Source organism: Terrabacter sp. GCM10028922, from assembly GCF_042666095.1.
Classification (GTDB): Bacteria; Actinomycetota; Actinomycetes; order Actinomycetales; family Dermatophilaceae; genus Terrabacter.
Genome location: NZ_JBHTFG010000009.1, coordinates 125,820 through 148,650 on the forward strand (window position 1 = coordinate 125,820; position 22,831 = coordinate 148,650).

General features: G+C 71.7%; 20 protein-coding genes. 15 read left to right on the top strand and 5 right to left on the bottom strand.

Annotation, left to right across the window (positions count from 1 at the left end):
• Positions 1 to 175 precede the first annotated feature (175 nt).
• From ACFQU3_RS09395 to ACFQU3_RS09435, 9 genes are read left to right on the top strand one after another with little or no spacing between them, the layout of a single operon-like run.
• Complete coding sequence (locus tag ACFQU3_RS09395; RefSeq protein WP_385908994.1) at positions 176 to 1,633, top strand: hypothetical protein; 1,458 nt, start codon at positions 176 to 178, stop codon at positions 1,631 to 1,633.
• Entirely contained in the window at positions 1,630 to 2,640 is a 1,011-nt protein-coding gene (locus ACFQU3_RS09400; protein WP_385908996.1) for a hypothetical protein, read from the top strand. The genes ACFQU3_RS09395 and ACFQU3_RS09400 overlap by 4 nt, the downstream gene beginning before the upstream one ends.
• On the top strand, positions 2,637 to 3,812 hold the full coding sequence (locus ACFQU3_RS09405) for a glycosyltransferase (protein ID WP_385908998.1): 1,176 nt from the start codon (positions 2,637 to 2,639) through the stop codon (positions 3,810 to 3,812). Before ACFQU3_RS09400 ends, ACFQU3_RS09405 begins: the two co-directional genes overlap by 4 nt.
• Entirely contained in the window at positions 3,809 to 4,249 is a 441-nt protein-coding gene (locus ACFQU3_RS09410) for a hypothetical protein (protein ID WP_385909000.1), read from the top strand. Before ACFQU3_RS09405 ends, ACFQU3_RS09410 begins: the two co-directional genes overlap by 4 nt.
• Positions 4,246 to 5,283: a phosphotransferase gene (locus ACFQU3_RS09415; RefSeq protein WP_385909002.1), complete on the top strand. Its 1,038-nt coding sequence runs from the start codon at positions 4,246 to 4,248 to the stop codon at positions 5,281 to 5,283. The genes ACFQU3_RS09410 and ACFQU3_RS09415 overlap by 4 nt, the downstream gene beginning before the upstream one ends.
• Positions 5,274 to 6,605, top strand: coding sequence for an O-antigen ligase family protein (locus ACFQU3_RS09420; RefSeq protein WP_385909003.1), 1,332 nt, complete (start codon positions 5,274 to 5,276; stop codon positions 6,603 to 6,605). The genes ACFQU3_RS09415 and ACFQU3_RS09420 overlap by 10 nt, the downstream gene beginning before the upstream one ends.
• A 59-nt stretch (positions 6,606 to 6,664) precedes the next feature.
• On the top strand, positions 6,665 to 8,035 hold the full coding sequence (locus tag ACFQU3_RS09425) for a lipopolysaccharide biosynthesis protein (RefSeq protein ID WP_385909005.1): 1,371 nt from the start codon (positions 6,665 to 6,667) through the stop codon (positions 8,033 to 8,035).
• On the top strand, positions 8,035 to 9,063 hold the full coding sequence (locus ACFQU3_RS09430; protein ID WP_385909007.1) for a hypothetical protein: 1,029 nt from the start codon (positions 8,035 to 8,037) through the stop codon (positions 9,061 to 9,063). The genes ACFQU3_RS09425 and ACFQU3_RS09430 overlap by 1 nt, the downstream gene beginning before the upstream one ends.
• A 2-nt stretch (positions 9,064 to 9,065) precedes the next feature.
• Complete coding sequence (locus tag ACFQU3_RS09435) at positions 9,066 to 9,734, top strand: sugar transferase (RefSeq protein WP_385909009.1); 669 nt, start codon at positions 9,066 to 9,068, stop codon at positions 9,732 to 9,734.
• Here the strand turns inward: ACFQU3_RS09435 and ACFQU3_RS09440 are convergent.
• Positions 9,700 to 11,283 (bottom strand): Rieske 2Fe-2S domain-containing protein, encoded by a 1,584-nt coding sequence (locus tag ACFQU3_RS09440; protein WP_385909011.1) that lies wholly within the window; start codon positions 11,281 to 11,283, stop codon positions 9,700 to 9,702. The genes ACFQU3_RS09435 and ACFQU3_RS09440 overlap by 35 nt on opposite strands.
• Positions 11,284 to 11,423: 140 nt before the next feature.
• Here ACFQU3_RS09440 and ACFQU3_RS09445 point away from each other — a divergent pair, with 140 nt between their 5' ends.
• Positions 11,424 to 12,797 (top strand): serine hydrolase domain-containing protein, encoded by a 1,374-nt coding sequence (locus ACFQU3_RS09445; protein ID WP_385909013.1) that lies wholly within the window; start codon positions 11,424 to 11,426, stop codon positions 12,795 to 12,797.
• Positions 12,797 to 13,393 carry a GNAT family N-acetyltransferase gene (locus ACFQU3_RS09450; protein WP_385909015.1) on the top strand — a complete coding sequence of 199 codons (597 nt, stop codon included), beginning with the start codon at positions 12,797 to 12,799 and terminating at the stop codon, positions 13,391 to 13,393. Before ACFQU3_RS09445 ends, ACFQU3_RS09450 begins: the two co-directional genes overlap by 1 nt.
• 157 nt (positions 13,394 to 13,550) lie before the next feature.
• On the opposite strand, the gene ACFQU3_RS09455 is transcribed toward ACFQU3_RS09450, so the two are convergent.
• A complete protein-coding gene (locus ACFQU3_RS09455; RefSeq protein WP_385909017.1) occupies positions 13,551 to 15,008 on the bottom strand; it encodes an MFS transporter in 1,458 nt (485 codons plus the stop codon).
• A 122-nt stretch (positions 15,009 to 15,130) separates the two neighbouring features.
• On the opposite strand from ACFQU3_RS09455, the gene ACFQU3_RS09460 reads away from it, so the two are divergent.
• Positions 15,131 to 15,877, top strand: coding sequence for a TetR/AcrR family transcriptional regulator (locus tag ACFQU3_RS09460; RefSeq protein ID WP_385909019.1), 747 nt, complete (start codon positions 15,131 to 15,133; stop codon positions 15,875 to 15,877).
• Here ACFQU3_RS09460 and ACFQU3_RS09465 read toward each other — a convergent pair.
• Positions 15,843 to 16,643, bottom strand: coding sequence for a TetR/AcrR family transcriptional regulator (locus ACFQU3_RS09465; protein WP_385909021.1), 801 nt, complete (start codon positions 16,641 to 16,643; stop codon positions 15,843 to 15,845). The two genes, ACFQU3_RS09460 and ACFQU3_RS09465, sit on opposite strands and share 35 nt — an antisense overlap.
• A 103-nt stretch (positions 16,644 to 16,746) precedes the next feature.
• On the opposite strand from ACFQU3_RS09465, the gene ACFQU3_RS09470 reads away from it, so the two are divergent.
• On the top strand, positions 16,747 to 18,306 hold the full coding sequence (locus ACFQU3_RS09470; RefSeq protein WP_385909023.1) for an MFS transporter: 1,560 nt from the start codon (positions 16,747 to 16,749) through the stop codon (positions 18,304 to 18,306).
• 201 nt (positions 18,307 to 18,507) lie between these two features.
• Here the strand turns inward: ACFQU3_RS09470 and ACFQU3_RS09475 are convergent, their stop codons facing one another.
• Together ACFQU3_RS09475 and ddaH are read right to left on the bottom strand one after the other, a co-directional pair.
• Positions 18,508 to 19,755 (bottom strand): NAD(P)/FAD-dependent oxidoreductase, encoded by a 1,248-nt coding sequence (locus tag ACFQU3_RS09475; protein ID WP_385909025.1) that lies wholly within the window; start codon positions 19,753 to 19,755, stop codon positions 18,508 to 18,510.
• Between the two features lie 119 nt (positions 19,756 to 19,874).
• On the bottom strand, positions 19,875 to 20,645 hold the full coding sequence (gene ddaH / locus ACFQU3_RS09480; RefSeq protein WP_385909027.1) for a dimethylargininase: 771 nt from the start codon (positions 20,643 to 20,645) through the stop codon (positions 19,875 to 19,877).
• Between the two features lie 145 nt (positions 20,646 to 20,790).
• Here ddaH and ACFQU3_RS09485 point away from each other — a divergent pair, with 145 nt between their 5' ends.
• Both ACFQU3_RS09485 and ACFQU3_RS09490 read left to right on the top strand, forming a co-directional pair.
• The gene (locus ACFQU3_RS09485) at positions 20,791 to 21,552 is read left to right on the top strand and encodes a MerR family transcriptional regulator (RefSeq protein ID WP_385909029.1); all 762 of its coding nucleotides are present in this window, start codon (positions 20,791 to 20,793) and stop codon (positions 21,550 to 21,552) included.
• 153 nt (positions 21,553 to 21,705) lie between these two features.
• On the top strand, positions 21,706 to 22,740 hold the full coding sequence (locus ACFQU3_RS09490; protein ID WP_385909031.1) for an aspartate-semialdehyde dehydrogenase: 1,035 nt from the start codon (positions 21,706 to 21,708) through the stop codon (positions 22,738 to 22,740).
• Positions 22,741 to 22,831 lie beyond the last annotated feature (91 nt).

Genomic DNA, 22,831 nt, shown 5'->3' on the forward strand with positions numbered 1-22,831 from the left:
GAAGTCGTCCCGGCCGCCGGCCTGCCACGGCCTGCCACGGCGGGCCACCAGGCCGCCACAGGTACGGCGCGGGAGTCAGTCGTTTGACGTACTCCAACGTCGTCCCGGCGGGTGATGTCCGTAGACGGGAGGCGACCTACCGTCGGCTCAGAAGGTCAAGAAGGGGGTGGGACGCATGACGATCGACGAAGCGGTGCATCGGGTGGTTCGCGGCCATTGGCTGCTGATCCTGACCTGCATGCTGCTGCCGGTGGTCGGCTCAATCGTGATCGGGGACCGGACTCCGCCGCTGTACGAGGCCTTGGCGCGGGTGCAGATGGGGCGCGACCCCGCGGCGTCCAACGTGCAGGCCGATGCGACGAGCGAGCGGGTGCTGGGCATCGCCACGAGCGTCTCCGTGGTCCGCTCGGCGCTCGACGACGTCGACCTGGCTGCCGACCCGGCGACGTTCGCGGAGGAGCACGTGGCCGTACGCCGGGTCGGGGTGTCGTCCGTGGTCGAGATAGCGGTGAGCGACACGGATCCGCGTCGGGCCGCCGCGATGGCGTCATCGATCACGAAGAGTGTGCTGCAGTTCTCGAACCTCGGTGACCAGCAGACCGTCGAGGAGGGCCGCGCCAAGGTCAACCAGAAGCTGGTCGAGATCGCCAGGCAGCGAAAGGCCTTGGTGGGCAAGCTGTCCCGAGCGCAACCGGGCGATGTGCTCGCCATCCAGGCACAGCTGAGTGCGCTGATGTCGAGCCAGACGGAGTACGAGCGGCAGCTGTCCGAGCTCGACATCGCGGAGCTGTCACGAGCCAAGGCGGTCCTGCTGGACCCGGTCCGTGAGCCCGCCGCGCCATTGCCGAAGGACACGGCCCAGAAGGCCGTCCTCGCGTTGTTCATCGGCACGCTCCTCGGGCTGGGTCTCGCCGCAGCTCGAGAGACCGTGCACCCCCGGCTGCGCGGTACGCGGGCCATCGCGTACGCCCTCGACACCCCCCACCTCGGCCACGTCTCCGGCCACGACCTGACGGACGAGAAGGTCAGGGCGGCGGCGGACCACATCGCCGACCGTGTCGCCCTCCTCGGTCAGCGCTACGAGGCCCAGCACGTGTTCCTGCTTCCGGTGAGGGACGCCGACGAGTCGTGGGCTCGTGGGTTGGCACAGCAGCTCAGCCCGGATCTCGTCGAGAACCCCCACCGGCTGCCCTGCGAGGTCCTCGGCGGCTCATGGGTCCACCCCGGCGGCAGTCCCGTTGCCGTGCTGCTCGTGCCCGTCAAGGTGCTCGCGCGCGACCTGGAACCGACGTCAGCTCTGCTCGAGGGACTCGGCTGGCCTCTGCTCGGGGTCGTGACGTACCAGTGGCCACGTCGGCTCCGGCGCCGTGGGCGAGCAGAGGCCCCGAAGCGTGACGCCCTGGCCCGCGGCACCGCAGTACCGACCACCGAGGGATCCGAGGAGGTCGAGCCTGCCCTCGACCAACGGGAAGACCCGGCGCAGGGCCGTGAGGTCGCCGACACCCTCCTCGGGTCCGGGCGTGCCGCCGGCACCCCTGCCGCGCCCCATGCCGCCCCTGATGCCGGGTCCGATCCCGCCGTCGGTCGCGAGCGGCAGGAGCTCGAGAGCCAGCAGGAGGTGTTCCACCGATGAAGGTGCGACTGCGCAGTGCCGGCCTGGTCGTCGAGGTCGAGGCCCACGGTCCGTGGGCAGACCTCGCCCGTGAGGCGTGCGCGGGTCAGGAGCTCGCCGCCGGGAACGACGCTGCGAGGATCGACGTGAGCGTCCGAATCGCGCATCACGACAGCAGGCCCGTGAGTCATGGCGCCGCGCTGCGCCCCCTGACCCGTGGTGCGTGGTCCGACGGCAGCACCGTGGTCATGGCCGATGCCTGCTCGAGTGGGCTCGACCTCGAGCTCTCACCCCAGGGCGACCATCTCCGGGTCCTCGCGACGCCCCGCCCGACGTGGCGACACCACCTGCTCGGCCTCGCAGCGCCCGATCGCCGCGTGCTGCTGAACCGCGCGGCGGTCCTGCAGTACCCCGCCCTGTGGTGGGCGGGTGTCAAGGGACGCGTACCGCTGCACACGTCCGCGGCGACCGTGGGCGACTGCGCGCTCGTCTTCGCGGGTCCCGGTGGCGTGGGCAAGTCGACGTTGCTCGCCACCGTGGACGCAGCCGGAGGCGTCCCCCTCAGTGACAACCTCTGCGTCACCGACGGACGCACTGTGCACGGTGTCCTCGAGCCTCCCCGACGGGACGAGGGGACCGGCCGCAGGATGCCGCACGGCCGACGAGAGGGCACCTGGTCACGGCTGGGTGAGTCGGTGGAGCCGACAGCGATCATCGTGCTGCGGCGCGGCCAGCAGGCCGAGGCCGCGATCCACCGCATCTCGCCGGAGGCAGCGGCGCGTGAGCTCGTGGGAGGCACGTACTCTGCGGGCGAGCTGCGCCGGTACTGGACCTTCGCCGCCACTGCAGCGCTCGGAACCGGGCTCGGTCCGGTGCACCCACCGGTGGCCGCGGTGTGCGACGACCTCGCAGCCGGCATCCCCGCGTTCGAGCTCCACCTGCCGCCCACCCCGTCGCTGGGACTGCGCCAGGTGGTCGACCTGCTCGGACGTGTTGGCGAGCAGCCGCGGGAGGTGTGGCAGTCATGAGACGACGTGTCATGCACGTGATCACCCGGTGCATCGCCGGCGCTGGGGGAGTGGCCGTGCGCGGCGCGGTGGCACTCGACCCGTCGCGCTACGAGAGCATCCTCGTGACCGGAACGCGATACGGGCCCCTGCTCGACCGTGCGCGCGAGAACGGCGTCGAGGTCGTCGTCCTGCCCGAGCTCGTCTCACCGATCAGCCCTCGGCAGGACCTGAGCGCCCTGACCCGACTCACGGCCCTCATGCGGGCGCGCGAGGTCGACATCGTCCACACGCACAGCGCGAAGGCGGGGGCCCTCGGCCGGCTAGCCGCGCACCGTGCCGGCGTGGACCTCATCGTGCACACCCTTCACGGGTTCCCCTTCCACGACTTCCAGAACCCCGCCGTGCACGCCGCGTACGTCGGCATCGAGCGGCGACTCTCGCGCATCACCGACGCCTATCTCGCGGTCGGTACCGGGGTGGCCGTGGAGGCCCTGCGTCGCGGCCTGGCCCGACCGGAGCAGCTCTACACCGTGGGCCCAGCCGTGGACGCGTCGGACGTCGTCCTCACTCCCGAGTCCCGCGCACGGGCCAGGGCGCGACTCGCGCTCCCCGACGACGCCCACGTCATCGGCACCGTCGGCCGGCTCGACTTCCAGAAGGCACCTGAGGTCATGCTGGCCGCGCTCCGCCGGATGGAGGTGCCCGCCGTCCTCGTGTGGGTGGGGGACGGCGAGCTCGCTGAGGAGACCGCCGATCACGTGCGCGCGATGGGACTGAGCGACCGCGTCCGGCTGCTCGGCAACCGCTCCGACGTCGCGGAGCTGCTGCCCGCCTTCGACGTGTTCGCCCTCGCCAGCCGCTACGAGGGCCTGCCGTGCGTCATCGTCGAGGCCCAGCAGTGCGGCGTGCCGGTCGTTGCCACCGCGGTGAACGCCGTGCCGGACGTCGTGATCCCGGGCGAGACCGGCCTGCTCGTCCCGCCGGCGCGACCCGACCTGCTCGCGGGGGCCCTCGACTACACCCTGCGTCACCCGGAGAGGGCCGAACGCTGGGCGGCTCGCGCGCGCGAGCACCTCGGCAGCCGCTACGACGTGGAGACCGGGGGAAGCGTGCTCGACGACGTCTACTCCCTGAAGGTCGGGGAACCGCGCCGCCGCCTCGTCGGCGCGGACACGGGGAGGCGTCGGTGAGCATCCCGGCAGCCGCACGCGTCCTTCTCCCCGAGAGGGCCGCCCTGGCGTGGCCAGGCAGCTCGGTCGACGCGGATCGCGTCATGGCGCTGCCACCGGGCGCACCGGTCGCGCTCGCGGACCGTCGTCTCGGCAGCCGGGCACGCCTCCGCAGGTATGCCGCCCGGCTGGGCGTCGTCGTCGACGCCGAGTACGTCGTCCTCCCGACCTGGAACCGGGCCGCCCTCGTGGCCAATGACGACCCCGCCAGCCTGCGGTGGCTCATGTCGACCCTGGCGACCACACCACCCAACCTGAGCCGTGGACGCCTGGCCGTCGACGTCGCGCTGCGGGTCTGGCTGTCACTGGCTGCCGCGGGTCGGCCGGGGGCCGGCCTGGCCGCGCGCCTGCTCGTCGTCGTCGCTCCCGGGCGCCTGGTCATCGGGAGGCGGCGATGACCGGCCCTGCTCTCCTGGATGCCGGCCTCGGCGACCTGCTGGACGCGGTGTTGCGTGACCACCTGGGGCCACGTCGCGGCCGCCTCGTGGTGTTGGCCATGTCGAAGGACGAGAACCCCAAGGCGACGATCATCGCCTTTCCGCCGGAGGGGCGAAAGCCGCTCCTCGCGGTGAAGATGGCGCTCACGCACGGGGCTCGCGCGTCGGTTGCCGCGGAGGCTCGCGCCCTGCAGCAGCTGGCCGAACGCGATCCCACGCTCGTCGGCGGCACGGTGCCACGGCTGCTCGACGCGCGTCACGACGCGACAGGAGCGGTGATCGTCACGACGGCGCACGAGGGCGCGCCGATGTCGATCGACTACCACCGGTGGCGACACACCGCGAACCCCCGAGCCGTCCACGACGACTTCCAGTGTGCCGGGACCTGGCTCGACTCGCTTGCCGACGCCGTCATGCCGCACGACCAGGACCACGGCCTGGTGGAGGGCCCCACCGCCGGCAGCATCGGGCAGGCGCTCGTCGCGCGTTGGCCGTCAGATGCGTCGGCGCAGGCCCTCGCTGAGCACGTCACCTCGAGCACGTCCGACGTGTCCGCAGGCGGCCCCGCGTCCGTGGTGCACGGCGACTTCTGGTGCGGCAACATCCTGCGCCGTGACGGCGCTGTCGCCGGGGTCATCGACTGGGAGCACGCGTCGTTCGTCGACGACCCCCTCCGCGACCGCGCCCGGTTCGCACTCAGCTATGCCCTGTACCTCGACCGCCACACGGCCCCCGGTCGCCGGGTCGCCGGGCACCGTGGCCTCGTGGCCGGTCCGTGGGGTGAAGGCGTCCGCTATGCCGTCGCCGGCTCGGGTTGGTTCCCAGAGCTCGTCCAGCGATTCCTCTCGGACGGCCTCCAGACGACTGGTCGGGACCCCCGGCTGTGGCGCGAGGCCCTGCTGCAGGGCCTGGCGGAGATCGCGGCGACCAGTGACCACGGCGACTTCGCCCGCCACCACCTCTCGCTCGGTGCGGAGATGCTCTCGTGGCCGTGACCAGGGCGGTCGATCGGACGCCCGTCGTCACCCGGATCCCACCCCCCTTCGATCGCCGGACCCTCGAGCACCCCTACTTCGAACCCGGGCCGCGACGGGTGGGCCATCTCCTCGTGGCGTCCTTCGTGCTGCTCCCGCTGCTGGTCCCGAGCGGGCCGGGCAACACCGGGCTCGCCGACCTCGGGATCGTCGCGGCGGTCATCGCGGTCTTCGCGTGGCTGCACGTGAAGCGCATGGTCGTCACGGTGCCCTACCTGCTGCCGATGGGCCTGCTCATGGTGGCCGGGGCGGTGGCCGCGTACGTCGCCTCGGCCGAGAGCGCCGCCCTGGCTGTCGTGCAGGACCTGTTCTTGTTGCTCTGGGCGGCTGCTGTCGCCAACGCGGTGCGACAGCGCCGCTGGCTCCTCGACCTGGTGCTGCGCGCCTGGGTGTGGTCGGGCGTCGCCTGGGCCGCCGTGATGTGCTTCGGCTGGATCGCGGGCATCAACTGGCTCGCCGGCGTCACCGCTGAGGACGGAGGCCGTGCATCACTGACCTTCGATGACCCCAACCTGGCCGCGAACTACTTCCTCGTCGTCATCGGCCTGGTGCTCGCGACGTCCGTCGTACGTCACAGCCTCACGCGGTGCGTTGTCGTCGCGATCCTGCTGCTGGCCATCCTGTTCACGGGGTCGAACGGAGCGGCGCTCGCGCTCGGCACGATGGGGGTCGTCGGTGTGCTGCTGCTGGTCCGGCGCCGTCGAGGAGTGCTCGCGGCGACCGCCCTGACGACGCTGAGCGCTGTCGCGCTCGCACTGCTGGCGCCCTACGTCAGTCTCTCCGGGATCAGGGAGAGCGCGGCTGACAGTGCCCAGCTGCTCCGGGACTCGCTCGGGCGCACCGACGAGTCCAGCGGGTCCAGGCAGGTCCTGGCGTCCGAGACCCTGCGGCTGTACCTGCAGGGGGACCTCGTCGGCGTCGGTCCCGGCCGCACCAAGGCGACGCTCAAGGGGACCGCGGCGCCGTACGTCAAGGAAGCCCACAACGACTACCTCGCCACCATCGTCGAACGCGGCGCGCTGGGGGGCGCCGGACTCACCGTGCTCATCGCGGTCGTCGCGGTCCGGCTCACACGCACGGCGAGGAAGCCGCAGACGAAGTGGGTGCGTCACCTCGTCCCGCGCCCCGAGTTCCTGCTCGCGCTCGGGTGCGGCTTCGTCGTGTCCGCGTTCTTCTACGAGGTGCTGCACTTCCGGCACCTGTGGGCGTTCCTGGGGCTGGTCGCAGGGCTGGATCCGGGGGCCTGGATGCTCGCGTCGGCGAGGCGGCGATGGAACCGCTGAGCCGTACGCGTCCGGGGGCCACCCGGGCCGCGAGACGGCGTCCGTCGGCCACGCGACACGTGTTCGGCAACCTCGGTGCCCGCCTCGTGGCCCTGGGGTCCGTAGCCCTGGTCACCGTTCTCGTCGCACGATCGGGCGGGGCCGAGGACGTCGGGCTCCTCGCTCTCATGAGAGTGCTCCCCGGTGTCGTGGGGGTCGTGTCCGCCTGTGGTCTGCCCGGTGCCATGGGCTTCTTCATCGGTGGCTCCGAAAGCGACCACCCCCGCCTGTGGCCCACGGTCCACGCGCTCATGGTTCTCGGGGGCCTGCTCGGCACCGCGGTGTGGATGCTCTTCAGCGTCGTCATCCACGAGTACCTGATGACCACGACGACGTTCGCCGTCGTCGTCCTGACCGGAGTCACGGTGGCCACCCAGCTGCCGGTGGCGGTCGGCAAGGCGAGTCTGCAGGCCCTCGGCGACACACGCGGCTCGAACGTCGTGACCGCCGCGGAGGAGGCCGCCTTCGTCCCGGTGTACCTGCTCCTGTGGTGGGCCGGTGCTCGCAGCGGCGTGCTGCTCGTCGTCTCCCTGCTCGTGGCAGACCTGCTCGTCGCGGCGCTCGCCTGGCACCGCCTGGCCAGAAGGACCCGCGGACGAGCGCTCGTCGGACGGTACGACCTCGCGCTGGCCCGTCGGATGACGGCGTTCGGGATGCGGGCGCAGGTCGGAGGCGTACTCAGCCTGCTCAACCTCCGCCTCGACGTCATCATCCTCGGTGCGCTTGCCGGGCCCGCCCAGGTCGGCGTCTACGTCGTCGCCTCGAAGCTGGCCGAGCTGCTCCGGCTCCCTGCGCTCGCCCTGACCTGGGTCACCTACCCCCAGTTCGCGCGGCGGGCCTCGTCCGCGGCCACGTCCACGTCCACATCCATGTCCACGGACGATGCCCTGCCTGACGAACGGGGTACGGCCGACACCCACGGCACCCAGGTCAGTGGGCCCCGCGCCGACCGTGGTGCCGCTGGTGCTGCGCGAGCGCCCGCATCGGCACCCACAGAGGCCTTCGCAACGCTGCAGGGGCTCCCCAGCCTGCCGAAGCTGCTCGCGATGGGCGTGGTCCTGGCGGCGGTCATCGCCGCCAGCGGCTTCCTCGTGCTCCCGTTCCTCTACGGCGACGGCTTCGAGTCTGCGCGCTGGCCGGCGGCCTGGATAGCCATGGGCCTGCTCGCCGAGCCGGCAGCCGGCGTCGCATCGGGCTTCGTGCTGGGCACCGGCCGGCCCGGTCTCAACTCCCTCATCCTCGGGGCCGGTTTCGTCGTCACACTGGCCCTCGACATCGCCCTCATCCCGGTGCACGGGTCCAACGGCGCCGCGTGGGCGAGTGCGGCCTCCTATCTCGTCACCGATGTCCTGCTCGTGTGGGCCTGGTTCAGGTTGCGTGAGGGGGAGTGATGGCTGCCAAGCGACGGCTCCGGCTGCGCACCGCCGCCCTGGGCGTGGCGGCGGCGCTCGTCCTGCTGGGCGGGTCGTGCACCGACGACGGCGCCGGTCCTGTCGGGGGCAGCACGAAGGCTGAGGTGCGACCGCAGTACGCCGCCGTCGTGGACGCGGTGGTGGCGCAGGGGGGCAGGGTCTGGATCGAGACCGACCTGCTCAAGGCGTGGCTCGCAGGGCCGGAGCGCTACGAGGACGTGCTCGCGCGGGTGCTGGCGCTCGCGGACCGGCCCGGGGTCGATGGCGTCAAGATCGCGGACGAGCTCGGATACCGCGACGGAGCGTCACCGGAGCAGGCGCGCGACTTTCTCGCCCAGACCACGAAGGCCATCCACGAGAGGCTGCCCGGCCGCAAGGTCCTCGTCGACTTCATCGTGCCCGAGCTCGGGTGCATCGCGTGGTGGGACGCGCAGGGCCCGTCGCACACGAGCCGCGAGGAGTGTGCGGCGGCCGAGCGCACCCGCGACCCGGCGACCACGCTTGCCGCCGTCGACGGCTACGTCAGCGCCGGAGGCGTCGACGTCATCGACCTCAGCCCCGGGCTGCGCAAGGGGAGCGACTACACCGGCTGGGGAACGACGAGAAACGCCGCGATGGCTGTCATCTGGCAGGAGGCGGACCGCCGCTGGGGTGACAAGGTCCGGCTGCAGGCCAGGAAGGCGTTGGCCCATCCCGGCAGGTACCAGGGCACCGAGGAGTCGGCGGCCGCGGATGTCGAGACGTTCGTCGACATCCCCCTCGCGCACGGGGCGCAGGCCGCCGACATCTGGACGTGGGGCCAGCCGTACAAGGGCGGGACCTACACCCTGACCGACCCCGGGCTCACGTCGAACGCCCTCATCCAGCAGCTGCGGGAGCGGCGCGCGAAAGGTGTCGACCTGTGGACCCACATGACGCCGTCCGCCCTCCAGGTGGGCCTTGCCCCGGACGTCGCCGCCGCCACCGCCATCTTCTCGACGATCTTCGTCGCCTCGGGAGCTGGATGACCATGATGCCGCAGACCTACCCGACCAGTGGAGGCTCTTCGACGCCCCGTGGGGTGTCACCGGGTCGACGTGCGATCGACGTCCTCGTCGCCGGAACGGCGCTGCTCGCTCTCTCGCCCGTCCTGCTCGTGGTGGCGATGCTCGTGCGCCTGACGAGCCCGGGACCCGTCATCTTCCGGCAGCGGCGGGTCACGACGGGGCGGCGCGAGTTCACCATGTACAAGTTCCGGACGATGCGCACCGACTGCGAGGGACCGGACCTGACCCGATCCGGTGATGCGCGCGTGACGGGCCCGGGGAGGGTGCTGCGCCGGACGAGCCTGGACGAGCTGCCCCAGCTGCTCAACGTCCTGCGCGGGGACATGACGCTCGTCGGTCCTCGACCGGAGACTCCTGCGCTCGCGGCCTGCTACCCGACCGAGCTGAAGTGGATCCTCGACCAGACGCCCGGCCTGACCGGGCCCGCCCAGATCAGCCTGCGCGACGACGTGGCCCTCGACGGCTCACCGGCCGACATCGAGCGGTGGTACGTCGAGAACCTCGTCCCGCGCCGCATCGCCGTCGACCAGACGTTCCTGGCGGACCCCTCGGTCCCGGCGACGCTCGTCGTGCTCGCGCGGACCGTCCGCTACCTGGTCACGGGACGACGATGGGTGCCACAGGGCGGCTGACGAGCGGGTCGCAGCGCGCGTTCAGGCACTCGCCGGTCGCGAGGTCGAAGTCGAAGTTGTGCCCCAGGCAGCGCAGCACCCCGTCACGGATGAGGGCGCCGTGGGACAGGTCCTCACCGGCGTGGGGGCAGTAACGGCTCACCTCCCACGCTCCGTCGTCGCCGGTCACCAGGACCGTGTCGTGCGGGTCCCGTTCGGTCTCGTACCGTTCGACCGCCTCGAGCGCGCCGGCATCCGCGTGCTTGAGCAGGCCGACGAGGTAGTCGTTGTAGCGGTCGGGATCGCGAGAGGCGCGGATGCGCAACGACAGGAAGAGGTCCTCCCACCGCATTCGCCCGGTGAGCACCGCGTCGAGCCAGCGCGCCTCCACGCGCAGCTCGTACCCGGGGTGGGCCGAGCTTCCCGTGAGGTCGATCCGGCACCGCGACGGCCCGAGCTCGACGTCCCACACGCCACCGTCGGCGCCGTCGACGACGAACCGTACGACCATGGCGATCCGGTGCAGGAAGTAGTCGGACATGGCGCCCAGGGCCGCGAAGTGCTCGCTGAACCGCGTCGCGAGGCCGCTGCCGGCGGGTGGATCCGGGTACGCCTCGTAGACGGCGGCGATCTCGTGACGTCGGCGGTCAGCGTAGTCCGCCAGGTAGCCGTCCACGTCCTCGAAGGAGAAGCCGTTCCAGCGGTGGTCGCGCTCGACCAGACCGGTGCCGAGGTGGATCCGGTCACCGGGCAGCAGCGTGACGACGTCCTGGTTCGGCAACCGCTCACGCAGGAAGGCGGCGGCCTGCGCCTGGTCCGGGAAGATGCCGGGCGGTCGCAGGTGGACGTTGTGCCGCTGCAGCGAGGGGTCCAGGAAGCACGGCGGTCCGGCATACGGCATGGCGATCCGGGGCGGGGCTGACCGCAGCAGTCGGCTCACGGCCTTGAACTTCCCGATGCGCTTGTCCGCGCTCATCGACTGCATGACCTCGGGCGGGTAGTTGTAGCAGATGGGGTGCCACGAGGCGCCCGACATCTGCACCCCCATGAGGTCGGGTGCGCGTCCGGCCTCGGCGGCCACGCGCCTCAGCTGCGCGACCGAGAGCCGGGCGTCGTTCGTGTGCAGGATGCTGTGTCCTGCCGCGACGACGAGGATGGCGGAGTCGTGGCACATGGGCGACTGCTCCTGGATCACGGTGACCCAGTCACCGTGGTCGTTGAGCTGGAGCCGCTCCCAGCTGTCGAGCTCGATGACGACGTTGTGGATCCCGCCCGCGCGGATGCGGTTGTACATCTCCGGCGCCGGGTACCTCGGGATGACGATCCGTACGCGTTCCGGCAGCCCGCGCAGGAGCTCGATGTCGAGGTGGTCGAGGTGCTCGTGGGAGATGGCGACCCAGTCGGCGTCGAGGACGTGGTTCGTCCGGAGGTGCGAGTTGTCCGGGAACGGGAACCACGACCCCATGAACGCCCCTCCGGGAGACATCCACGGGTCGCAGAGCATGGCGACTCCCGGCGCGTCGATGCGAAGGCCGGCGTGTCCGAGCGAGGTGACGATGGGCGTGTTCACGCATCCAGCATCCGCGCCGCCCTCCGGCCCGGCCACCGGCACAGGGCGGAGCGCCGCCTACAGCAGATGCAGTACGTGAGGCGGGTCGTCCGAACCAGCCTCGGCGGCCGGCCCGCGGGCGCCCTCACTACTCTTGCGGCATGCCCAGCACCGCGCCCCCCGGCTCGTCCGTCGAGGCCAGCACGGCCCGCCACCTGCACCACCTGCTCGCGGCCGAGCAGCGTCGCGGACGCCTGCCGTCGGTCGCAGCGGGCATCGTGCGCGACGGCGGGCTCGCGTGGTCAGACGCCATCGGCACGCTCGACGGCCGGGTTGACGGAGTCGTCGCCGACGTCGACACGCAGTACCGGATGGGCTCGATCACGAAGACGTTCGTGGCGGTCGCCGTGATGCGGCTGCGGGACGCCGGCCGGCTCGACCTCCTCGACCGTCTCGAGGACCACGTGCCCGGCTCGCAGCTCGGTGGGGCGACGATCGCGCAGCTGCTCTCGCACGGTGCAGGGGTCCAGGCCGAGACGAACGGCCCGTGGTGGGAGCGCACGCCGGGAGGCGACTGGGACGCGCTCGCGGGGTCGTCCGTGGGGCAGCGCTTCCGGGCCGGCCGGCGTTTCCACTACACGAACATCGGCTTTGCCGCGCTGGGTGAGCTGGTGGCCCGCGCTCACGGCGCGCACTGGTTCGACGTCGTGCGCCGTGACGTGCTCGAGCCGCTCGGCATGGGGCGCACGACGATGCGTCCCGACGGCAAGGCCGCGCAGGGCCTGGCCGTCCACCCGTTCGCCGACGTGCTGCTGCCGGAGCCCGAGCACGACGCCGGTGCCATGGCACCGGCGGGCCAGCTGTGGACCACGGTGCAGGACCTGGCGCGGTGGGCCGCCTTCACCGGCGGTGACACGGCCGAGGTGCTCTCGGCAGACACCCTCGCCGAGATGTACGAGCCGCACACCATCGCCGACAACCCCGGCCAGCCGTGGACGACGGCGCACGGCCTCGGCTGGCAGGTGTGGAACGTCGACGGCACGAGGTATGCCGGGCACGGCGGTTCGATGCCCGGCTTCCTCGCGGGGCTGCGGGTCGACGTCGAGACGGGCGACGGCGTCGTCATACTCACCAACACGACCAGCGGGATGGGTCTCGTCGCGCCCGAGCTGCTCAAGGCCTTCCTCGAGCGCGAGCCGCGCACGCCCGAGCCGTGGCACGCCGCGGGCGACGCAGGCGTGCTCGACCTCGTCGGCACGTGGCACTGGGGCCCGTCGGTCACGGTGGCCAAGGCCGTGGGTGACCACCTCGTCCTCGGCGAGCCGGGGCAGGCGCGCGGCTCGCGGTTCGCCCCGGCGGGTGAGGACGAGTGGGTCGGCCTCGATGGCTACTTCACGGGCGAGCCGCTGCGCGTGGTCCGCCGCCCCGACGGGACTGCCTCGCACCTCGACCTCGCGTCGTTCCGGTTCACCCGCACGCCCTACGACCCCGAGGCCGACGTCCCGGGCGGTGTCGACGAGGGCGGCTGGCGCTAGTGCCCCGGCCGGACCTCGCACGGCTCCAGTGGCCCAGGCAGACCGCCCGGCTGGTGCTGCGGCCGCTGCGCCTCGACGACGTCGACGCGATCCTCGCCTTCCGGAGCCTCCCGGAGGTCGTCGTCCACCTCAGCCACGACGTCCTCACGCGTGGTGAGGTCGAGGCGAGGATCCGCGAGCGCATGGCGCGAGGCCTGCCGGGTGCGACCGAGCCCCTGCTCGGCATCGCCGTCGAGGAGGCGCGCAGCGGACGCGTCGTCGGCGACGTGATGCTCCGGCTCCAGCCGAGCCACAGCATCGCCCGCACGCCGACCGACGAGTGGGAGGGCACGATCGGCTACGCGCTGCACCCCGACGTGCACGGCCGCGGCTTCGCGGCCGAGGCCGCCGGCGAGCTGCTCGTCATCGGGTTCCGCGACCTCGGCCTGCGTCGGATCGACGCCGACGCCTACGCCGACAACATCGCCTCGAACCGCGTCCTGCGCCGCATCGGCATGCGCCACGAGGCCACGATCCTGGCGAAGTCCGTCGGCAAGGACGGCACCTGGCTCGACGACAACACGTGGGCCCTGCTCCGCGAGGAGTGGCCCGGCTGACCGAGGGCGTATGCCGTCCCGACCTTTGTGACCGAACGCCGTCCCGACCTTTTGTGACCGAACGCCGCGTTCGGCGTCGAAACCGGTGGTGCACCGGTGAGTTCGAGACCGAACGCGGCGTTCGGTGTCGAACGCGGCGGGGCCGGTGGGGGACTGGTCACGGGCCGACGTGGTGCTCGGCCCTCCTCGGCAGGAGGAAGGTCAGCAGCCAGCCGACGGCGACCATCCCGGCGGCGACCCAGAGGCTCGACTGCGTGGCCGACTCGAACAGGTCGGCCCGCGGGGAGCCGATGCCCGCCTCGACGTGGCTGAAGAACACGGTTCCGAGGACCGCGATGCCGAGGGCCCCACCGACCTGCTGCACGGACGTCAGGGTGCCGGAGGCGGAGCCCGACTCCTCAGGTGAGACACCTGCGAGCACGATGTCGAAGAACGGCGCCATCGTCAGGCCCATGCCCGCACCCATGACGAGAAGCGCCGGCGCCATCGTCCAGATGCCGACGGAGGCGCCGGCAGCCCCGATGGTCGCGACGAGCCCGGCCATGCCGGCGACGACGAGCGCTCCGCCGACGTGCATGAGGTGGCGGCCGAGGCGCGTGTTGAACGCCTGGGCGACACCGAAGCCGATCGTCATGCCCAGGGCCTGGGGCAGCCCGGCGAGGCCGGCGTGGAGGGCGTCGAAGCCGAGGCCGAGCTGGACGAAGAGGGTGAAGACGAGAGCGCTGCCCATGAGCGAGCCGAAGAACGCGAGGCCGGTGAGCAGGCCCGAGGTGAACGCGCGTCGGCCGAAGAGCGACGGCACGACGAGGGTCGGCAGGCCGGACCGGTCACGGCGGCGCTCGACGACGGCGAAAGACACGAACGCTGCAACCGAGACTGCCAGGAGAGCGAAACACCAAGCCGGCCAACCGAGTTCGCGTCCCTGGATGAGCGGGACGATGAGCGAGGTCATGCCGAGGGTGGCGAGCAGGGCGCCCGGGACGTCGATGCGCAGCTCGGGGCGCGGTGCGGACGCGGGGAGGTATCGCAGGCCCGCCACGAGGCCGGCGATACCGATCGGCACGTTGATGGCGAAGATCATCCTCCAGCCGAGGCCGAAGAAGTCGGACGAGACGAGCCAGCCGGCGAGAACGGGTCCGCCCACGGACGACAGGCCCATGACCGGCCCGAAGGCGCCGAAGGCCCTGCCCATCTCCTCCGGCGGGAACATCTCCTTGATCATGCCGAGTCCCTGGGGGATCATCGCGGCCCCGAAGAAGCCCTGGACGACACGCGTCGCGAGGAGCATCTCGGGTGACTGGGCGGCCGCACACACGAGCGAGGCGATGGTGAAGCCGGCCATGCCGACGAGGAACATCCGCCGGCGGCCGTGGACGTCGCCGAGCCGCCCGCCGAGGAGCAGGCCGGCGGCCATGGCGACGGTGTAGGCCGCGGTGAACCACTGGATCGAGGTCGACGTGCCGCCGATGTCGCGGACGACGGAGGGGCCGGCGATGACCGTGACGAGTGCGTCGAGCAGATCCATCACCTCGGCGGCGAGGATGACGAAGAGAGCGGCCCACCGCCACGGGTGTGGCGTGGCCCGCAGGGGCCTGGGAGAGAGCTGGGTGGTCATGCGCGGCCTCCATCTGGTCGGTTTCGAACAGTGTTCGACAGAGTTGACGAACACTGTTCTACTCGCGAACAGTGTTCGCGTCAAGTACGATGTTCGTCAATGGTCGCGACGAGGAGGCAGGCATGACGAACCCCGGAGCCGCATCGTCGGCAGGCCCGATCCCCGTGCCGCCGTGGCGGCCCCAGCCACGCGAGATCCGGGCGCGCACCCCGATCTCGCTCGACCGCATCGTCGACGTGGCGCTCGCACTCGTCGACGCGGAGGGCACGGACGGCGTGACCATGCGGCGCGTCGCGAACGAGCTGGGCACCGGCCCCGCGTCCCTCTATGCGTACGTCGACTCGCGCGAGGAGCTGCTCCAGCGCGTGCACGAGCGCGTCATCGCGGAGGTCGTGTTCCCCGACTTCGCCGACCTGGGCTGGGAGGACGGGGTGCGGCAGTTCGCCCTCAGCTGCCATGACGTCTACCGCCGGCACGCCGACATCGCCCTGCTGAGCTTCGCCGACATCCCGACGACCGAGCCCTCGCTGGCCGGTGCCGAGGCCATGCTCGCGGCGATGCTCGAGGGAGGTGTGCCGGCGCATGTCGCTGCATGGGCGCTCGACCGTCTGTCCCTCTACATCGCGGCCGACGCCTACGAGGGCTGGATCATGCAGCAGCGGTTCGGCGGGTCGACCCCCGAGGAGTCCGAGCAGCTCGGTCGCGCCTACTTCGACCAGGTCGGCGCGTTCTTCGCCGCGCTGCCCAAGGACCGCTTCCCGACCATGACCTCACACCTCACGGAGATGATGGAGGGCGACGGCGAGGAGCGCTTCCTCTTCGGGATCGACCTGTTCATCGCGGGGATCGCGAGCCACGTGCCGCGTTAGTTGCTCTCGTCGGCCGGTCCCTTCGGGCCCGGGTGGGCGAGCCGGAGCGCGCGATGAGCGCCTCGATGCCGTCGAGCAGCAGGTCGAGGCCGCGGGCGAACTCCTCGGCGAAGAAGTCCTCGTCGTCGTCGTCGAGGGCCTCGGGGCCGGCGGTCGCGAGGTGCGGGAAGCTCGTCGGGTCGATGAGCTGGCCGATGATCTGCAGGTAGGTGCCCTGGGGCCCGTCGGGGTCGACGGGACCGACCAGCCCCATCTGCTGCGCCTGTCGCACGTGGTTCTGCGCCCAGCCGTCGATGGCGAGCATCGCCGAGAGGCGCTGCTGGTTCGTCAGTGGCGCGTCCTCGAGCGCCTCGAGCCCGGACTCCATCCAGGCGATCGCGTTCGGGGTGAGCGGCGGTGAGAGCTGGGGCGTGTCCGTGGTCCACGGGTGGCTGACCCGCCGTTCGGTGATGGTTCGCGACCATCGCGTGATGCGCTCGCGCCACCCCTCGTCGGCGCCGTAGGTCAGGGCCGGTGGACCGTATGCGACGTCGAGCATGACCGCATGCAGCTCGTCCTTGCTGTCGACGTAGCGGTAGAGCGACATCGTCGTGAAGCCGACGGCGCCGGCGACGCTCTTCATCGACACCGCGTCGAGACCCTCGGCGTCGGCGATGGCGACGGCCGCGGCGCCGATCTCCTGGATGCTTCGCCCGGGTTTCGGGCCGCGACGCCCCTCCGGCTCGCGGTCCCAGAGGAGCTGGAGGTAGCGCGGGAGCTCGGTCATGGCGCCATCCTAGCCAACTGCTTGCGTCATACGCAGATGCGGCATATCTTTCCGTGTGCCATATAAACACTATGTCATGTACGCAGATTGAAAGGTTGTCATCGTGTCCGAGACCTCCCTCCGTCCGCGGCTCGCCGGCCGCCGCGAGTGGACCGCTGTCGCGGTCCTCTGCCTGCCGCTGCTCGTCGTCTCCATGGACGTCTCCGTCCTCTTCTTCGCCGTGCCCCACATCGCCGAGTCGCTCGCCCCGACGGCGACGCAGCTGCTCTGGATGTTCGACGTGTACGGCTTCGTGCTCGCCGGCCTGCTCCTCACCATGGGGGGAGTCGCCGACCGGATCGGGCGTCGTCGACTCCTGCTCCTCGGCGCCGTCGCGTTCGGCGTCGCCTCCGCGTTGGCGGCCTACGCCCCGAGCGCCGGCTGGCTGATCGCGGCCCGCGCCCTGCTCGGCATCGGGGGCGCGACCCTCATGCCCAGCACCCTCGCCATCGTGCGCAACCTCTTCGCCGACGACGGTGAGCGAGCGAAGGCGGTCGGCGTCTGGTCGGCCGTCATGGCCGGTGGTGTCGGCATCGGCCCCGTCATCTCGGGCGTGCTGCTCGAGCACTTCTGGTGGGGCTCGGTGTTCCTCATCAACGTGCCCGTCATGCTCGCGCTGCTCGTCGTCGCACCCTTCCTGCTGCCCGAGTCGCGGTCCGTCACGAGCCGGGTCGACCTGCCCAGCTCGGTGCTGTCGCTCCTCGCCATCCTCCCCGTCATCCACGTCCTCAAGTCGCTGGCCGCTGACGGATGGTCCGTGTCCCTGCTGCCGTATGCCGTCGTCGGAGCCGGTGCGTCCGTGGCCTTCGTGCGCCGCCAGTCGCGCATCTCCTCGCCCATGGTCGACCCGCGTCTCTTCGCGGTGCGCGGCTTCGGTGGGTCCGTCGTCGTCCAGGTGATCGGCATGTTCGGGGTCATGGGCAACGCGATCCTCGTGACGCAGTACCTGCAGTCGGTCCTCGGGTACAGCCCGCTCGCCTCCGCCCTCTGGAGCCTGCTGCCGTCCGTCGCGGTCGGGGCCGCAGCCCCGACCGCAGCCGTGCTGTCGCTCCGCATCGGCCGACCCGTCGTCATGGCTTCCGGATTCGTCCTGGCCGCAGCGGGATTCGCGGCCATGCGCCTGGCGGAGGCGGACTCGACGATCTGGGTCACCCTCGCCTGCGCCTCGTTCGTGGCCATCGGTCTGGTCTCCGTCGCAACGCTCGTCACGGAGTACGCCATCGGCGTGGCCCCGGCGGACCGTGCCGGCTCGGTGTCGGCCCTCGTCGAGACAGCCGGTGAGCTCGGTGGGGCACTGGGCATGGCCGTCCTGGGCAGCATTCTCGGGGCCGTCTACGCGGCCCGGCTCGACGCCCTGCTGCCCGCAGGCCTACCGCAGCAGATGCACGAGGCCGCGGCTCAGACGCTCGGCGAGGCCGTCGTCGTCGCGGGCCAGCTCGGCGGCGCCCGCGGTGAGGCGGTGCTCGAGGCGGCGCGGACGGCATACGTCGACGGGATGCACGTGAGCGACCTCGCGGCCGCCGCAGTGCTCCTCGTCGGCGCCGTCGTGGCGCTCGTCGCCCTGCCGCGGCACCGCTCGGCCGAGCAGCGGGCCGCGGAGGAGCCGGCGCTCTCGGGCCGGTGAGCCGCGCTGGAAGAGGTGGGGGCCACGCGACGGGTGGGAGGTCCCGCGCGTGGCCCACGTGCCGACGGCCAGGGAGCGCGCCGTCCGGCGGGAGGGTCGAGGTCGAAGGGCGGCGGGAGCCGGGGGTCAGAGGGCCGGCCGCGTGGCGAGCACCACGGGTGGACGAACAGGTTGTCCTCGCCTGCCTGCCGTCAGGGCAGGTCAGAGGTTGGCGTTCACGGCCTCGGCCGCCCGCTGGCCGGAGACGAGGGCTCCCTGGATCGAGGCGGTGTCGCGGTGGTCCCCGCACACGAAGACGCCGTCGCCCAGGCTGACGGGCGCCCGGACCTCGAGAGGTGGCGTCATGGCAGGCAGGGCCGCCTCGACCCGGTGCCGGGTCACGACCCGCCACGACGACGTGTCGCACCCGTAGATCTCACCGACGTGCCGCAGCACGTCCGCCTCGGACGCGTCACCGTCGGGACGGTCGAGCAGGCAGGTCGCTTCGACGAGGTGCTTCGTCGGGGGCGCATAGCTCGGTGCGGCGGCAGTCATGACCGCGGTGTTCCAGACGGGTCCGGGCGACGTGGAGTCGTGGCGCCGGCCGTCCACCGCGATGAGGGGAAGCCGGTGCGGGGGCTCGGGGGCGTCGAACCACCAGGTGACGAGGCCCCGGGTCGGCGGCTCGGGAAGGGGCGTGAGATGGGCGGCACCGACCGGGTCGGTGGCGACGACTGCGGCCCTGGCCGTGAGCGTCTGGCCGTCGACGCCGACGTGGACGGCCTTGCCGTCGGGTGTGATCGACTCCACCCGGCTGTTCAGGCGAACCCGGTCGCCGAGGGGCCTGGCCACCTGATCGGGGAGGGCCTGCATGCCGGTGGCGGGCACGGCCGGCCGGCCGAGGGCGAACATCCGCACGAGCAGCTTGGTGAAGTTGGCAGAGGACTGGCCGTGGCTGTCGACGAGCACGCCAGCAAGGAACGGGTCGAGCACCTCACGTCGCAGCCGACCCGTGACTCCGGCGTCTTCGAACGACTGAGAAAGCGTCGAGTCCGGTTGTCCCAGAATGCTTTTCGGGTCGGCGATCGCGCGAGCCGTCCACCGTGTGACGCCTGCGAGCTCGCGTGGGTGGAGGTAGCCGCTCCGCATCGTCTGTGCCAGAAGCCGTGGCTCGCGCACGGGGTCGGCCAGGACCTGGAGGCCGTCCGAGCGACGCACCAGAACGCCGGAGCCGAATGGTTTGAGGTCGAGCCCGCCGATGTCGACCCAGCGCCGGACCGCCGGGTACGCCGGGTTGAGCACCTGGAACCCACGGTCGCAACGGAACCCGTCGACGACGTCCGTGCGGATGCGCCCCCCGACCCCGTCCGAGGACTCGAGCACGAGCACCTCGTGACCGAGCTCGGTCAGGCGCCTCGCACACCTCAGTCCTGCCAGCCCAGCACCCACGATGACGACGTCGGCGTCCACGAAAGGTTCACCCCACTGATCGACTCGGCCCCGTCGCGAGCCTAGACCTCGCCGAGCCCTTCCGGTGCAGGCGGTGACGAGTCATCTCACGCGGGACGACGGACCTGCGCGGCGCGTCGTCAGCCGCGGAGCCGGACCGACAGGCAGGTGACGCAGCCCTCGAGCTTCTCGAACTCGGAGATGTCGACCATCGTCACGTCGAGCCCGCGCTTCGTCAGCAGATGGGCCGTGCGCGGAGCGGCGGCCGACATGAGCACAGACGTGCCGCCCAGGAGGACGACGTGCGCGCCGGAATCCTCTGGGACAGCGAGGAACTGGTCCCAGACGCCGGGGTCGTCGACGAGTGGCGGGTAGCCGATGACCGTGCCATCGGGCAGCGCTGTCACCGCCGACTTCAGGTGCAGCACCTTCGACACGGGCACCGGGACGACCTCGACGCGGTGTCCGACGAGCGCCTGGCGCAGCTGCTCGACGCCGGCGAGGTTGGTGCGGCCGCCGACCCCGACCCACACGAAGCGGCCGTGCTTGAGCACGTCGCCTCCGTCCAGCGTCCCGGGGGCGTCCACCTCGACCGTCCGGTAGCCGAGGGTCTCGACGGCCTCCCGAACACCCGCGGCCTCGCCGCGGCGCTCCGGCGCGCCGGATCGGCACAGCACGGCCACGTCGCCGTGCACGACGACCTGGTCCTCGATGAAGACGCCGTCGGGGCAGCCCTCGACCGGCGGCGCCTCGACCACCGACCAGCCGCGCCGGCGCAGCACGTCGACGTACTCGCTCCACTGACGACGAGCCAGCTCGGCATCGACGGAGCGCGAGCGCTCGATGTGCGTCACGATCCCGTCCGCGAGCCGCGGGGAGGGTCGGCGAACGAGCGCGAGGCGACGGTGCACGCGCTCACTCTAGGGTGCCGGCATACGGTGGGAGGGCTCGGCGTCGAGGACCCTCGCCGGGGCTCGGGACGCCCTCCGCGAAAGGGCTTGACCCTCACGCCACGTGAGGCGTGAACCTCGTGGCATGACCGGAAGGACGCAGGAGATGACCACCTGGACGGTGGGGCAGGTGGCCGACGTGTTCGGCGTGACGGTGCGCACGCTGCACCACTACGACGAGATCGGCCTGCTCACCCCGAGCGAGCGCTCGCGGGCGGGCTACCGGCTCTACACCGACGAGGACCTCACGCGGTTGCAGCAGATCGTGGTCTACCGGCGGCTCGAGATGCCGCTCGAGCAGATCGCGACGCTGCTCGACAGCGACGAGGACGCCGTGGCCCACCTGCGTCGGCAACGCGAAGCGGTCATGACCCGGCTCGACGAGCTCACCGACATCGTCGTGGCCATCGACCGAGCACTGGAGAGAGAGATGAGCAACGAACCGGCCACGACCGAGGAGCTGAAGGAGCTCTTCGGCGACGGCTTCAAGGACGAGTACCAGCAGGAGGCGCAGGCCCGCTGGGGCGACACGGACGCGTGGAAGCAGTCGGCCGCGCGCACCAAGCGCTACACCAAGGCCGACTGGGCCGAGGTCAAGGCGGAGATGGAGGCGGTCGGGGCGGCGTTCGTCGCGGCGAAGCGGTCCGGTGAGCCGGCGACGAGCGAGGCGGCCATGGACGCGGCCGAGGCCGCGCGCCTGCACATCCACAACCGGTTCTACGACTGCTCGCACGACTTCCACCGCAACCTCGGCGACATGTACGTCGCTGACCCGCGGTTCACGAAGACGTACGAGGACCAGGAGCCGGGGCTCGCCCAGTACGTGCGGGACGCGATCCACGCGAACGCCGACCGACACGCCGAGTGAGCATCGACCGAGCGCCAGCGAGGGAGGAGCCGAGCGAGGTGGTGTCGGCGGCAGTGGATTCCGACCGGCACGCCCAGTGACACGGCGAGCGAGCAGCTGACCGAGGAATGAACGCGGCCCGGGGCACCCTGCCCCGGGCCGTAACCTTGTGACATGCGAGTTGGAGTCTTCGGAGCTACGGGTCAGGTCGGTGGGGTCATGCGTGCCCTCCTCGAGGAGCGCGACTTCCCGGTCGAGAAGGTGCGGTTCTTCGCGTCGGCGCGGTCGGCGGGAACCACACTGCCCTTCAAGGGCGAGGACGTCACGGTCGAGGACTCCGCCACGGCGGACTTCACCGGCATCGACATCGCCCTGTTCTCCAACGGCGGTGCGGCCTCCAGGGAGCTCGCCCCGAAGGTCGCCGCGGCCGGCGCCACCGTCATCGACAACTCGAGCGCCTGGCGCAAGGACCCCGACGTCCCGCTCGTCGTGTCCGAGGTCAACCCGGCCGACCTCGACGACATCCCCAAGGGCATCGTCGCCAACCCCAACTGCACGACGATGGCCGCCATGCCGGTGCTCAAGCCGCTGCACGACAGGGCCGGTCTCGTGCGCCTGCACGTCTCCAGCTACCAGGCCGTGAGCGGCTCTGGCGGCAAGGGTGTCCAGGAGCTCGACGGGCAGCTGCGCGGCGCCTACGCCGCCGGTGACCCCGCCGCCCTCGCGCTCGACGGGCGCGCGGTCGCCGTGCCCGACCCCACCGTGTATGCCGTGCCGGTGGCCTTCAACGTCGTGCCCCTCGCGGGCTCGCTCGTCGACGACGGCTCGCTCGAGACAGACGAGGAGCAGAAGCTGCGCAACGAGTCGCGCAAGATCCTGCACATCCCCGATCTGCGCGTGTCGGGCACGTGCGTGCGCGTCCCCGTCTTCACCGGCCACAGCCTCGCGATCCACGCCGAGTTCGCCGGCGACATCACGCCGGACGAGGCGCTCGACCTGCTCAAGAACGCGCCCGGAGTCGTCGTCACCGACGTGCCCAACCCGCTCGAGGCGGCCGGCCGCGACGAGGTCTACGTCGGCCGGGTGCGTGCCGACCAGGCCGCCCCCGAGGGCAAGGGCCTCGTGCTCTTCGTCGTCGGCGACAACCTTCGCAAGGGTGCCGCCCTCAACGCGGTCCAGATCGCCGAGGAGCTCCTCGCGCGGCGCTGACCCGCGCCCGAGACCGCGCCCCGCTCCACCCGACCGAACGCCGCGTTCGGTGTCGAACGCGCCGGTGCACCACACCGTTCGACACCGAACG